This is a genomic window from Mycobacterium marseillense, from assembly GCF_010731675.1.
Classification (GTDB): domain Bacteria; phylum Actinomycetota; class Actinomycetes; order Mycobacteriales; family Mycobacteriaceae; genus Mycobacterium; species Mycobacterium marseillense.
Window position 1 is genome coordinate 5,433,058 of sequence record NZ_AP022584.1, and the last position, 13,045, is coordinate 5,446,102.

11 protein-coding genes are annotated in these 13,045 nt (G+C 67.5%); 8 read left to right on the top strand and 3 right to left on the bottom strand.

All coding sequences use genetic code 11. The annotated features are described in order from the left end of the window. Nucleotides 1-94 precede the first annotated feature (94 nt). From G6N26_RS25360 to G6N26_RS25380, 5 genes are all read left to right on the top strand, one after another. Nucleotides 95-577 (top strand): single-stranded DNA-binding protein, encoded by a 483-nt coding sequence (locus G6N26_RS25360; RefSeq protein ID WP_067171130.1) that lies wholly within the window; start codon nucleotides 95-97, stop codon nucleotides 575-577. A gap of 77 nt (nucleotides 578-654) precedes the next feature. Further along, a complete protein-coding gene (ettA, locus tag G6N26_RS25365; protein WP_083015473.1) occupies nucleotides 655-2,331 on the top strand; it encodes an energy-dependent translational throttle protein EttA in 1,677 nt (558 codons plus the stop codon). A 78-nt stretch (nucleotides 2,332-2,409) separates the two neighbouring features. Continuing rightward, nucleotides 2,410-7,254, top strand: coding sequence for an NAD-glutamate dehydrogenase (locus G6N26_RS25370; RefSeq protein WP_083015477.1), 4,845 nt, complete (start codon nucleotides 2,410-2,412; stop codon nucleotides 7,252-7,254). Next, nucleotides 7,251-7,664: an acyl-CoA thioesterase gene (locus G6N26_RS25375; RefSeq protein WP_067171140.1), complete on the top strand. Its 414-nt coding sequence runs from the start codon at nucleotides 7,251-7,253 to the stop codon at nucleotides 7,662-7,664. The genes G6N26_RS25370 and G6N26_RS25375 overlap by 4 nt, the downstream gene beginning before the upstream one ends. Further along, the gene (locus tag G6N26_RS25380) at nucleotides 7,652-8,323 is read left to right on the top strand and encodes a hypothetical protein (RefSeq protein ID WP_083015480.1); all 672 of its coding nucleotides are present in this window, start codon (nucleotides 7,652-7,654) and stop codon (nucleotides 8,321-8,323) included. Before G6N26_RS25375 ends, G6N26_RS25380 begins: the two co-directional genes overlap by 13 nt. 77 nt (nucleotides 8,324-8,400) lie before the next feature. Here G6N26_RS25380 and G6N26_RS25385 read toward each other — a convergent pair whose 3' ends face one another. The 3 genes from G6N26_RS25385 to G6N26_RS25395 all read right to left on the bottom strand — a co-directional run bounded on the left by G6N26_RS25385 (nucleotide 8,401) and on the right by G6N26_RS25395 (nucleotide 11,486). After that, nucleotides 8,401-9,417: a pyridine nucleotide-disulfide oxidoreductase gene (locus G6N26_RS25385; RefSeq protein WP_067171254.1), complete on the bottom strand. Its 1,017-nt coding sequence runs from the start codon at nucleotides 9,415-9,417 to the stop codon at nucleotides 8,401-8,403. 82 nt (nucleotides 9,418-9,499) lie between these two features. Then, nucleotides 9,500-11,065, bottom strand: coding sequence for a glycoside hydrolase family 13 protein (locus G6N26_RS25390; protein ID WP_083015483.1), 1,566 nt, complete (start codon nucleotides 11,063-11,065; stop codon nucleotides 9,500-9,502). 25 nt (nucleotides 11,066-11,090) lie between these two features. Then, on the bottom strand, nucleotides 11,091-11,486 hold the full coding sequence (locus tag G6N26_RS25395; protein ID WP_067171148.1) for a globin: 396 nt from the start codon (nucleotides 11,484-11,486) through the stop codon (nucleotides 11,091-11,093). A gap of 144 nt (nucleotides 11,487-11,630) precedes the next feature. Between G6N26_RS25395 and G6N26_RS25400 the strand changes: the two genes are divergently transcribed. From G6N26_RS25400 to G6N26_RS25410, 3 genes are all read left to right on the top strand, one after another. After that, a complete protein-coding gene (locus G6N26_RS25400) occupies nucleotides 11,631-12,278 on the top strand; it encodes an HNH endonuclease (protein WP_067171151.1) in 648 nt (215 codons plus the stop codon). 67 nt (nucleotides 12,279-12,345) lie between these two features. Continuing rightward, a complete protein-coding gene (ctaJ, locus tag G6N26_RS25405; RefSeq protein WP_067171154.1) occupies nucleotides 12,346-12,579 on the top strand; it encodes an aa3-type cytochrome oxidase subunit CtaJ in 234 nt (77 codons plus the stop codon). Further along, nucleotides 12,566-13,033, top strand: coding sequence for a DUF5130 domain-containing protein (locus tag G6N26_RS25410; RefSeq protein WP_067171157.1), 468 nt, complete (start codon nucleotides 12,566-12,568; stop codon nucleotides 13,031-13,033). Before ctaJ ends, G6N26_RS25410 begins: the two co-directional genes overlap by 14 nt. Nucleotides 13,034-13,045: the final 12 nt, after the last annotated feature.

Consider the following 13,045-nt stretch of genomic DNA (forward strand, 5'->3'; position numbering starts at 1 on the left):
GCCTATGGGCCGGCGGCCGTTGCGCCGTCGAGCCGTCGGTGCCGCCGCGCTTACTGGCAGCCACAGCCAGAAAGCAATCGGAAGGAATCAGCCCATGTTTGAAACATCACTTACCGTCGTCGGCCACATCGTCAATAACCCCGAACGTCGGCAGGTCGGCGCCCAGGAGGTCATGAAGTTTCGCGTCGCCAGCAATTCCCGGCGGCGCACCGCCGACGGCGGCTGGGAGCCCGGCAATTCGCTGTTCATCAACGTCAACTGTTGGGGCAAGTTGGTCACCGGTGTGGGTGCCGCGTTGGGCAAAGGCGCACCGGTGATCGTGGTGGGCCACGTCTACACCAGCGAATACGAAGACCGCGACGGCAACCGCCGCTCGTCACTGGAGATGCGTGCGACCTCCGTCGGGCCCGATGTGTCCCGCGCGATCGTGCGCATCGAGCGGCCGGGCTACACCGGCCCGACCCCCGGCGACGCCAACCCGAGCCAACCGGATGCGGCCGACGCCGCGGCCGACGGCGCCGGTGCCGAGGGCAGCGTCGAGTCCGACGAGGCAGCGCCGCTGTCGCTGTCGGCTTAGCTGCGGCGCCGGGCCCGCCGGGCGATGCCTAGGATGGTCCGCGAGCACTTCGCAAACCAGAAAGGCACAACCGCGGCATGGCTGAGTTCATCTACACGATGAAAAAGGTCCGCAAGGCGCACGGCGACAAGGTGATCCTGGACGACGTCACATTGAGCTTCTATCCAGGCGCCAAGATCGGTGTCGTTGGGCCCAACGGCGCCGGCAAGTCGAGCGTCTTGCGGATCATGGCTGGCCTGGACAAGCCGAACAACGGTGACGCCTTCCTGGCCAACGACGCGACCGTCGGCATCCTGCTGCAGGAGCCGCCGCTGAACGAGGAGAAGACCGTTCGCGGCAACGTCGAAGAAGGCCTGGGCGAGATCAAGGTCAAGCTCGACCGCTTCAACGAGGTCGCCGAATTGATGGCCACCGACTACTCCGACGAGCTGATGGAAGAGATGGGCCGGCTGCAGGAGGAGCTCGACCACGCCGACGCGTGGGACCTCGACTCGCAGCTGGAGCAGGCCATGGACGCGCTGCGCTGCCCGCCGCCCGACGAGCCGGTGACCAACCTGTCCGGTGGTGAGCGCCGGCGCGTCGCGCTGTGCAAGCTGCTCCTGTACAAGCCCGACCTGCTGCTCCTCGACGAGCCCACCAACCACCTCGACGCCGAGAGCGTGCAGTGGCTCGAGCAGCACCTCGCGTCGTACGCGGGCGCGATCCTGGCGGTCACCCACGACCGGTACTTCCTGGACAACGTCGCCGAATGGATCCTGGAACTCGACCGTGGCCGCGCCTACCCGTACGAGGGCAACTACTCCACGTACCTGGAGAAGAAGGCCGAACGGCTGGCGGTGCAGGGGCGCAAGGACGCCAAGCTGCAGAAGCGGTTGACCGAGGAGTTGGCGTGGGTGCGCTCCGGGGCCAAGGCGCGCCAGGCCAAGAGCAAGGCGCGGCTGCAGCGCTACGAGGAGATGGCCGCCGAGGCCGAAAAGACGCGCAAGCTCGACTTCGAGGAGATCCAGATCCCGGTCGGTCCGCGGCTGGGCAACGTCGTGGTCGAGGTCGAGCACCTCGACAAGGGCTTCGGCGGACGCACCCTCATCAAGGACCTGTCGTTCACCCTGCCGCGCAACGGCATCGTCGGGGTCATCGGCCCCAACGGCGTCGGCAAGACCACACTGTTCAAAACCATCGTCGGTCTCGAGGAACCGGACAGCGGCACGGTCAAGGTCGGCGAGACCGTCAAGCTGAGCTACGTCGACCAGACCCGCGCGGGCATCGATCCGAAAAAGAACGTCTGGGAGGTCGTCTCCGACGGGCTGGACCACATCGTCGTCGGCCAGACCGAGGTGCCGTCGCGGGCCTACGTGTCAGCATTCGGGTTCAAGGGGCCGGACCAGCAGAAGCCAGCCGGCGTGCTCTCGGGTGGCGAGCGCAACCGGCTGAACCTCGCGCTGACGCTCAAGCAGGGCGGAAACCTCATCCTGCTCGACGAGCCCACCAACGACCTCGACGTCGAAACATTGAGCTCGCTGGAGAACGCCCTCGAGCAGTTCCCCGGCTGCGCGGTGGTGATTTCGCACGACCGGTGGTTCCTGGACCGCACCTGCACGCACATCCTCGCGTGGGAGGGTGACGCCGACAACGAGGCCAAGTGGTTCTGGTTCGAGGGCAACTTCGGGGCATACGAGGAAAACAAGATCGAACGGCTCGGCGCCGAGGCGGCGCGGCCGCACAGAGTGACCCACCGCAAGCTGACGCGCGACTAGTGTCGGCTCTGCCCCCCGCCGCGCGGGAACGGGGCGTTTGAGCGCAGTGACAACCGTCGCCAGTTGGGAGCAGTCGGCATGACGATCGATCCCGGAGCCAAACAGGATGTCAAGCCATGGACGACCTTCACGCAGCAGCAGGACATTCCCAAGTGGATCTCGACGGCCTATGTGGAGAGCTATCGCGGTCCGCATAACGACCAGTCGGGGGGCGCCGAGACCCGGCCCGTCAACCTGACGGTCCCGGCGGCGATCGTCACCCCGGCGATGCTGAGCGCGCACTACCGGCTCGGCCAGCACCGCCCGGACGGCGAAAGCCGCGTCGCCGTCTACCCCGCGGAGGACCCCGCCGGGTTCGGACCGGCGCTGCAGGTCGTCACCGACCACGGCGGCATGCTGATGGATTCGGTCACCGTGTTGCTGCACCGGCTCGGCGTTCCCTATACGGCGATCATGACCCCGGTGTTCGACGTGCACCGCGATTCCGCCGGGGACCTGCTCAGCGTCGAAGCGAAACCCGAGGGCGCATCGCAATACGCCGGTGAGGCGTGGATCCACGTGCAACTCCTGCCGTCCGTCGACAGCAAGGGGCTCACCGAGGTCGAACGGCTGCTGCCCAGGGTGCTGGCCGACGTGCAACAGGTCGCCAGCGACGCGTCCTCCTTGATTGCCGCCCTCAACGACCTGGCCGCCCAGGTCGAAACCAACGCCGACGACCGCTTCTCGGCGCCGGACCGCGACGACGTCGCGGCCCTGCTGCGCTGGCTGGGCAACGGCAACTTCCTGCTGCTCGGCTACCAGCGCTGCCACGTGCACGACGGCCGGGTCTCCGGCGACGGGACGCCGGGCCTCGGCGTGCTGCGCACCCGCACCGGCTCGCGCCCGCGCCTGACCGACGACGAGCGGCTGTTGGTCCTGGCGCAATCCGTGGTGGGCAGCTACCTGCGGTACGGTGCCTACCCGTACGCCATCGCGGTGCGCGAATACGCCGACGGCGGCGTGCTCGAACACCGCTTCGTCGGGCTGTTCACAGTCGCCGCCATGAACGCCGACGTCCTGGAGATCCCCACGATCTCGCGCCGGGTCCGCGAGGCGCTGGCGATGGCCGACAGCGACCCGATCCACCCCGGCCAGCTGCTGCTCGACGTCATCCAAACCGTACCCCGCTCGGAACTGTTCACGCTGAGCGCCGAGCGGTTGTTGGCGATGGCCAAAGCCGTGGTGGACCTGGGCCCGCGGCGAAATGCGTTGTTGTTCCTGCGTGCCGACAGCCTGCAGTACTTCGTTTCCTGCCTGGTGTATCTGCCCCGCGACCGCTACACCACGGCGGTGCGGCTGCAGATCGAGGACATCCTGGTCCAGGAATTCGGCGGCACCCGACTGGAATTCACCGCCCGGGTCAGCGAATCACCCTGGGCACTCATGCATTTCATGGTCCGCCTGCCTTCCGATGACCCCGGCGCTACGCCGGTCGACGTCTCCGAGGACAACCGGATCCGCATCCAGGGCCTGCTGAGCGAAGCGGCGCGCACCTGGACCGACCGGCTGATCGCCGCCGCCGCCGACGGGTCCGTCGGGCACGCCGATGCGGAGTACTACGCGGACGCCTTTCCCGAGGTCTACAAGCAGGCCGTCACGCCGGCGGATGCCATTGATCACATCGCGATCATCAAAGCGCTGCAGGACAATTCGGTCAAGCTGGTGTTCCTGGAAGGCGAGGACGGCTCCGCCCAGCTGACCTGGTTCATGGGTGGGCGGACCGCCTCGCTGAGCCAGCTGCTGCCGATGCTGCAGAGCATGGGCGTCGTGGTGCTCGAGGAGCGGCCCTTCACGGTCACCCGCTCCGACGGGCTGCCGGTGTGGATCTATCAGTTCAAGATATCCCCGCACCCGACCATCGAGTCGGCGTCAACGCAGGCCGAGCGCGACGAGATGGCCGAACGATTCGCCGACGCCGTGACCGCCATCTGGCACGGGCGCCTCGAGATCGACCGATTCAACGAGCTGGTGATGCGCGCGGGGCTGCGCTGGCAACAGGTCGTGCTGTTGCGCGCCTACGCAAAGTACTTGCGGCAGGCCAACTTCCCCTACAGTCAGTCCTATATCGAATCGGTGCTCAACGAGCACCCCTCGACCGCGCGGTCGCTGGTCGCGCTGTTCGAGGCGCTGTTCGACCCCGACCCGTCGAGTTCCTCGACAGGCCGCGACGCGCAGGCGGCCGCCGCCGCGGTCGCGGCCGACATTGACGCCCTGGTGGGGCTGGATACCGACCGCATCCTGCGCGCCTTCGCGTCGCTGGTGCAGGCCACGCTGCGGACCAATTACTTTGTGACACGCGAGGGTTCGGCAAGAGCCCGCAACGTGCTCGCCATCAAGCTGGACGCGCAGCTGGTCGACGAGCTGCCGCTGCCGCGCCCCAAGTACGAGATCTTCGTCTACTCACCGCGGGTCGAGGGCGTGCACCTGCGGTTCGGCCCGGTGGCCCGCGGCGGCCTGCGCTGGTCGGACCGTCGCGACGACTTCCGCACCGAAATCCTGGGGCTGGTCAAGGCGCAAGCGGTCAAGAACGCCGTCATCGTGCCGGTCGGGGCCAAGGGAGGGTTCGTCGTCAAGCGGCCACCGCTGCCCACCGGGGACGCCGCGGCCGATAGGGACGCCACCCGCGCCGAGGGCGTCGCCTGCTATCAGCTGTTCATCTCCGGCCTGCTCGACGTCACCGACAACGTCGACCACGCCACCGGAAACGTCAGTCCGCCACCGGAAGTGATACGGCGCGACGGCGACGACGCCTACCTGGTGGTGGCGGCCGACAAGGGCACCGCCACGTTCTCCGACATCGCCAACGACGTCGCCAAGTCCTACGGCTTCTGGCTGGGCGACGCGTTCGCATCCGGCGGGTCGGTCGGCTACGACCACAAGGCCATGGGCATCACCGCCAAGGGCGCGTGGGAGGCCGTCAAACGGCACTTCCGGGAGATGGACGTTGACACCCAGACCGAGGACTTCACCGTGGTCGGCATCGGTGACATGAGCGGCGACGTCTTCGGCAACGGCATGCTGCTGAGCAAGCACATCCGGCTGCTCGCCGCCTTCGACCACCGGCACATCTTCCTCGACCCCGACCCTGACGCCGCGGCGTCGTGGGACGAACGCCAACGGATGTTCGAGCTGCCGCGGTCCAGCTGGGACGACTACGACACGTCGCTGATCAGCGAGGGCGGCGGGGTGTACAGCCGGGAGCACAAGTCCATTCCGGTCAGCCCCCAGGTCCGCGACGTGCTGGGCATCGGGGGTGAGGTCACGGAAATGACCCCGCCCAACCTGATCAAGGCCATCCTGCAGGCGCCGGTGGACCTGCTGTTCAACGGCGGGATCGGCACCTACATCAAGGCCGAGTCCGAATCCGACTCCGACGTCGGCGACCGCGCCAACGATCCGGTACGGGTCAATGGTTCGGCGGTGCGCGCCAAGGTGATTGGTGAGGGCGGCAACCTCGGGGTGACCGCGTTGGGCCGCGTCGAATTCGATCTGGCCGGCGGGCGGATCAACACCGACGCGATGGACAACTCCGCGGGCGTGGACTGCTCCGATCACGAGGTCAACATCAAGATCTTGATCGACTCCCTGGTCACCGCCGGCAAGGTCAAGCCGGACGAACGCAAACCGCTGCTGGAGTCGATGACCGACGAGGTCGCCCAGCTGGTGCTCACCGACAACGAGGACCAGAACGACCTGATCGGCACCAGCCGCGCCAACGCGGCCAGCCTGCTGCCGGTGCACGCCAGGCTGATCCAGTACCTGGTGGACGAGCGCGGCGTCAACCGGGAGCTGGAGGCGCTGCCGTCGGAAAAGGAGATCCAACGGCGGTCCGACGCCGGCATCGGGCTCACCTCACCGGAGATGTGCACCCTGATGGCGCACGTGAAGCTGGGGCTCAAAGAGGAGATGCTCGAAACCGAACTGACCGAGCAGGACGTGTTCGCGTCCCGGCTGCCGCTGTACTTTCCGAAACCGTTGCGGGAACGGTTCACTCCGGAGATTCGCACGCACCAGCTGCGCCGCGAGATCGTCACCACCATGCTGATCAACGACCTGGTGGACGCCGCCGGCATCAGCTACGCCTTCCGGATCGCCGAGGACGTCGGGGTCGGGTCGGTCGACGCGGTGCGCACCTACGTCGCCACCGACGCCATCTTCGGCGTGGGAGGGATCTGGCGCCGCATTCGCGAAGCGAATCTGCCGGTCGCCCTGTCGGATCGGCTCACGCTGGACACGCGGCGGCTGATCGACCGCGCCGGACGCTGGCTGCTCAACTACCGTCCGCAGCCGTTGGCAGTGGGCGCCGAGATCAACCGGTTCGCCGCCAAAGTGAAGGCGCTGACGCCGCGCATGTCGGAATGGCTGCGCGGTGACGACAAGGCCATCGTGGAAAAGGAAGCCGCGGAATTCGCCTCCCAGGGCGCGCCCAAAGACCTGGCCTACACGGTGGCGGCCGGCCTCTACCACTTCAGCCTGCTCGACATCATCGACATCGGCGATATCAACGACATCGACGCCGCCGAGGTCGCGGACACCTATTTCGCCCTGATGGACCGGCTCGGCACCGACGGACTGCTGACGGCGGTGTCCGAGTTGCCCCGGCGGGACCGCTGGCACTCGTTGGCGCGCTTGGCAATCCGTGACGACATCTACGCCTCGCTGCGGTCGCTGTGCTTCGACGTGCTCGCCGTGGGCGAGCCCGACGAAAGCGGTGAAGAAAAGATCGCCGAGTGGGAGCACCTGTCCGCGTCCAGGGTCGAGCGGGCCCGCCGGACACTTATGGAGATCCAGGAAAGCGGGGACAAGGATCTGGCGACGCTGTCCGTCGCCGCGCGACAAATCCGACGCATGACCCGCACGAGCGGAAGAGGTTCATCGAGTTGAGCATCGGCTTCGTTGCGCCCGTGCTGGTGCGCTGGTCGGACATCGACATGTACCAGCACATCAACCACGCCACCATGGTCACGATCCTCGAAGAGGCACGGGTCCAGTTCCTGCGCGAGGCGTTCGAGGTGGACATCTTGACGATCGGGTTGCTCATCGCCGAAGTCAAGGTGACCTACAAGGGTCAGCTTCGACTGGTCGATTCTCCGCTGCAGGTGACGATGTGGACCAAGCGGTTGCGGGCGGTCGACTTCACGCTGGGCTACGAAGTGCGTTCGGTCAGCGCGGATCCGGAGTCCAAGCCCGCCGTCATCGCCGAGTCGCAACTGGCCGCCGTGCATATCGAGGAGGAGCGGCTGGTGCGGCTTTCGCCACAGCATCGGGAGTACCTACAGCGGTGGATCAGGTAGCCGACCGCGGCCTGTGGCTGGGCGCGCAATCCAGGGCTGAGCACCGCAGGGATTTGGCCGCGTTCCTCGATCGCGCGCTCCGACTCGACGAGTCGGCGATCATCCGCTTGCGGGCCCGATCCGAGGGCCTCCTGACCGCCTGGGTCGCAACGGGATTCGATGTGCTGGCCAGCAGGGTGGTGTCGGGCGAGGTGCGGCCCTCGGATCTGTCCGTGGGTGCGGACGCGCTGGCGCGTGGCCTGGCCTCGATGGACGACTCGGGCTACGTCGATCCCGGCTTCGCGATGGACTCGGCATGGCGGGGAGCACTGCCGCCGGAATCCGGCTTCACCCACCTCGATGACATCCCGGCCAAGGTGGTGCTCGGCCTGGCGCAAAGCGGCGCACGACTCGCCAAGGAGCACAGCAGTTCTCACGGTCCGCCGGTTTCGCTGCTCGACCAGGAGGTCATTCAGGTGAGTGCGGGCGACGTCGAGGTGGGCCTGCCTATGCGCTGCGTGTTCGCGCTGACCGCGATGGGTTTCCTGCCGCAGTCACCCGATGCGGTCGACGCCGACGAATTGATCCGGGTCCGCACCACGCCGACATGGCTGCGCCTGGACGCCCGGTTCGGTTCGGTGTATCGCCGCCGCGGCGACCCGGCGCTGCTGCTGGGCTGATTCGGGTGCTCGCCTCGCCCGACGAACGAAATCAGGCTGAGTTTAAAGCGGCGTCGGCGATCCGGCGGTCGCCGAGATCAGGGCCCGTAATGCAGCCATAGCGGCAGAACGCCATCGAGGTAGTCCATGAATTTCTTCAGCCCCACGCGGAATTGGCCGTACCCGTAGGGGTCTTGCGCATACTGAGGAAACGCGATGCCCACCCCGAACAGACCGGGAGCCAGGATTCCGTTGGTGCGGTTGTAGTCCAGCGGGCCCCACTGCGGTGTCTCGGGCAATCGTCTGCGTTCGAACCCGACGGTATAGACCACCCGGTCACACCGGGCCAGCTGCTCGGCGAACTCCGGGCTCGCTACCCAGCATCGCTCCAGTCGTTCCGGAAGCACTCCGTCGATGTTTTCCCGCGCCCACACCGCCGCCTGGCCCTTCAGCCCGGTGTCGTCGAACAGTATCCAATCATCAAAGTACACAGCATATTTCAGTGGGCTTCGGTAGAAATTGATCACCCGCTCGACGGGATGGCGCAGCAGATTCGGCAGCACGATCATCGACGAGTGCGATGAGCCGAACACGCCGATCGTCGCGCCCCGCAGCGGCTCCCGTGCCAGCTTCTCGGGATCGAGGGCGACGTCCACCGGAATCTCGTCGAGCTCGGGGTGGCGAAGTCTCTTGGCGACTGCGCCGACGGCCAGGATGACGTTGGTGGAGATGACGTCGTCGTCTTCGGTCTCGATGCGCCACCGCCGGTTTTCCAGGTACAGCGCGGTCGCGGTCGTCGTGAAGGTGGTGACCTGCTCGCGAAGATGCCCGGTGATCCACACCAGCGGCTCGGCGACCAGGCCCAGCGCGCAGGTTTCCTGGGGGTCGATTTCCCGCAGCGGCATGGGTGGGGCTTCGTCGAAGCGAAATGACTTGGAGCCGTTGAAGTATTCGAGGAACAGGCCCACGTGGGTATTGCTCGACACCGACCGCCACTTTTGGCCGATGTCGCCGCCCGCGAAGGCGGGGTCGATCCAGGCGATCTGTTCGGCCGCGACCCCGTGATCCAGCAGCCTCCCCACCGCGGCGACGCCCGCCGGCCCGGCACCGATCACTGCCCACGCGTAGGAAGTCATGCACAACATATAGAGCAGTCGGCGGCGAAACGCCCACCGGGACCCGGGCCGTAAGACCCGGCTACGCGAGCCAGGCCGCGGAGTCCGGGGGGAGTTTCCCGTCGAGCAGCGGCGCGCTTGCCAGGATGAGTTCCCCCGGCGGCAGCGGCACCGGTTGCGCGCCGGTGTTCAGCGCGCACACCAGGCCACCGGGACGCCGGAAGATCACCACATCGCCGCAGGCTTCCAGCCACTCGACATCGTCGCCGTCGAACTCGACGCGGCGCTTGCGCAATTCGAGCGCGCGCCGGAAAAACGACAGCGTCGAGTCGGGATCGGCGTCCTGCTTCTCGACGGTCAGCGCGGCCCACTCCGTCGGCATCGGCAACCAGGTGTCGGCAGCCGACGAGAACCCGAACGGGGGGTCGTCGCCGGACCAGGGGATCGGCACCCGGCATTTGTCGCGGCCGCGCTCGGTATGTCCCGACCGTTCCCACGTCGGGTCCTGCAGCACCTCGTCGGGCAGCTCGACGTCGGGCAGGCCCAGTTCCTCGCCGTTGTAGATGAACACCGCGCCCGGCAGGGCGAGCATCACCATCGCCATCGCGCGGGCCCGGCGCAGCCCGACGTCGCCGCCGCCGTAGCGGGTGACCTCCCGGCCGACGTCGTGGTTGGACAGCGTCCAGGTCGGGACGGCGTCCTGCAGGGCGGTGGCGGCCAGCGAGTTCTGGATCGCGTCACGAATCTCGGCGCCGTCGAAGTCGATCCTCGTCAGCCGGAAATTGAATCCGAGGTGCAGTTCGTCGGGGCGCAGGTATTCGGCCCAGCGGGCGTTGTCGGTCACCCAGACCTCGCCGACGGTCACCGCCCCGGGGTAGTCGTTGATCACCCTGCGGATGTCGCGGTGGATGTCGTGCACGCTCGGGTTGTTGAAGCGCGGGTCGTCGTCGGTGTGGTGCAACACCTTGGACTCGACGTCGGGCGAATCCGGCAGACCGGCAGGCTTGGCCATGCCGTGGGCCACGTCGATGCGGAAGCCATCCACGCCGCGTTCCAGCCAGAAGCGCAGCGTCTTCTCGAAATCGTCGAAGATGTCCGGGTGCTCCCAGTTCAGGTCGGGCTGCTCGGTGTCGAACAGGTGCAGGTACCACTGGCCGGGGTGGCCGTCGGGCTCGACCACCCGGGTCCACGCCGGGCCGCCGAACACCGAGGTCCAGTTGTTGGGCGGCAGCTCCCCGTCGGCGCCGCGGCCGTCGCGGAAGAAATACCGCTCCCGGGCGTCGGTGCCCGGCCCGGCGGCCAGCGCCGCCTGGAACCACGGATGGGCCGAGCTGGAGTGGTTGGGCACCACGTCCATGGTGATCTTCATGCCCCGCCGGTGCGCCGCGGCGATCAGGCGTTCGATGGCGGCCATCCCGCCGAACAACGGGTCGATGTCGCGCGGATCGGCGACGTCGTAGCCGTGGTCGGCCATCGGGGAGACCGTGACCGGGTTGAGCCAGATCGCGTCCACGCCGAGTCGCTCGAGGTGATCCAGGCGGGCGGCCACGCCGTCCAGGTCGCCGACTCCGTCGCCGTCGCTGTCGGCGAACGAGCGCGGATACACCTGATAGAACACCGCGCTCGACCACCACGCTGCCGGGCTCATGCTGCTCCGTTCGGTTCGCTGGGCATCAAAACGACGAGTTCACCAGGGAGTCGGCGGCCATCTCCAGATAGCTGAGCAACTCGCGGCGGTGCTCGTCGTCGAGGGTCGCCGAATCGATGGAGGCGACGGCCGTGTGCATGCAGCGCAGCCACGCGTCGCGGGCCAGGGGAGTGATCCGGAACGGGACGTGACGCATCCGCAGCCGGGGGTGTCCGCGGCGGTCGGAGTAGGTGCGCGGGCCGCCCCAATACTGCTCGAGGAACATCCGCAACCGCTCTTCGGCGCCCTCGAGGTCGTCGAGCGGATACAGCTCGCGCAGAATCTCGTCCTCGGGGACCTGAGCGTAAAAGCGCGCCACGATCGCGTGGAAAGTCTCGGCACCGCCGACAGCGTCGTAGAAGGACTGTCCTACCTCATCCATCGCCGTCCATTGTGGGGCATCGCCGCGACCGCGAGCCCAGGCGGCCCGCCGCCCCTCCCGCTGTTCACCGGTTGGACACGGCGTTTCACCTGCAATAGGGGTGCGATCGGCGACGAATCATGGTGGACTGTTCGCGGAGGATCTATGGCGCAGGGCAAAAGACGCCGCAGCCACCGCAGTCAGGTAGCCGCGGCAGGGTTAACCGGGCCCACAACCGTGTCGTCGCTGCACAGTGTTGAGATCCATCCGCCCGCCCGCCCGGAGAGCGCGTCCATCTGGAGCCGCCGACGGGTGCTGCTGCTGAATTCCACCTACGAGCCGCTGACCGCGCTGCCGATGCGGCGCGCGATCGTGATGGTGATCTGCGGCAAGGCCGACGTGGTGCACCACGACCCGGCCGGCCCGGTCATCCACTCCGCGACCAGCTCGATCGTGGTGCCCTCGGTGATCCAGCTGCGGTCCTATGTCCGCGTCCCGTACCGGGCGCGCGTTCCGATGACCCGCGCCGCGCTGATGCACCGCGACCGGTTCTGCTGCGCCTATTGCGGGGCGAAGGCGGACACCGTCGACCACGTGGTGCCACGCAGCCGTGGCGGCGACCATTCCTGGGAGAACTGCGTCGCCTGCTGCTCGACCTGCAACCACCGCAAGGGCGACAAGCTACTCAGCGAGCTCGGCTGGGCGCTGCGCCGGGCGCCGATGCCGCCGACCGGGCAGCACTGGCGGCTGTTGTCGACGGTCAAGGAGCTGGACCCGGCCTGGGCCCGATACCTCGGTGAAGGCGCGGCCTGAGCAACGATCTGGTGTCCGGGCGCGCCGGTAGATCCCTTGGTGGGATACGGTTTGCGTCGTGAGTCCTATGCATCTCCACCTGATCATCGTCGGAATACCGCTGTTGCTGGTGGTCGCCCTGTCGGTGCTGATCTGGTCCCGCAAGGGGCCGCATCCGGCGACCTACAAGCTGGGCGAGAAGTGGACGCATCCGCCGATCCTGTGGGCCGCGGTCGGTGAAGAGGTCGGCCACAGCCATGGGCACGGGGGGCACGGCACGTCGGAATTCTCAGTGGGAGGTGGCGCCAGTGGCACGTGGTGAGGTAGCGACGAAGGAACCCGCCGAACTGCCCTACGGCTCGGTGATCACCACCAGCGGACGGATCTCCGGGGTCACCGAGCCCGGCGAACTGTCGGTGCATTACCCGTTTCCGACCAAAGACCTCGTCGCCGTGGACGACGCGCTGAAATTCGGGTCACGGGCCTCCAAGACGCGGTTCGCGATCTACCTGGGCGACCTCGGCAGCGACACCGCCGCGCGGGCCCGCGAAATCCTGGCCGACGTGCCGACACCGGATAACGCGGTGCTGCTGGCGGTCTCGCCCGACCAGAAGGTCATCGAGGTGGTCTACGGTTCCGCGGTCCGCGGGCGCGGCGCCGAGTCGGCCGCACCGCTGGGTGTGGCCGCCGCGTCCTCGGCATTCGAGCGCGGCGATCTGGTGGACGGGCTGGTCAGCGCGATCCGGGTGCTGAGCGCGGGCATTTCGCCGGCCTGATTTCGTGGCGAT

Excerpts from the sequence above, each read along its gene's own strand:
- G6N26_RS25370 (WP_083015477.1), top strand. The coding sequence starts at position 2,410 with ATGACGATCGATCCCGGAGCCAAACAGGATGTCAAGCCATGGACGACC.
- G6N26_RS25395 (WP_067171148.1), bottom strand. The coding sequence starts at position 11,486 with ATGGATGAGGTAGGACAGTCCTTCTACGACGCTGTCGGCGGTGCCGAG.
- G6N26_RS25390 (WP_083015483.1), bottom strand. The coding sequence starts at position 11,065 with ATGAGCCCGGCAGCGTGGTGGTCGAGCGCGGTGTTCTATCAGGTGTAT.
- ctaJ (WP_067171154.1), top strand. The coding sequence starts at position 12,346 with ATGCATCTCCACCTGATCATCGTCGGAATACCGCTGTTGCTGGTGGTC.
- ettA (WP_083015473.1), top strand. The coding sequence starts at position 655 with ATGGCTGAGTTCATCTACACGATGAAAAAGGTCCGCAAGGCGCACGGC.
- G6N26_RS25360 (WP_067171130.1), top strand. The coding sequence starts at position 95 with ATGTTTGAAACATCACTTACCGTCGTCGGCCACATCGTCAATAACCCC.
- G6N26_RS25400 (WP_067171151.1), top strand. The coding sequence starts at position 11,631 with ATGGCGCAGGGCAAAAGACGCCGCAGCCACCGCAGTCAGGTAGCCGCG.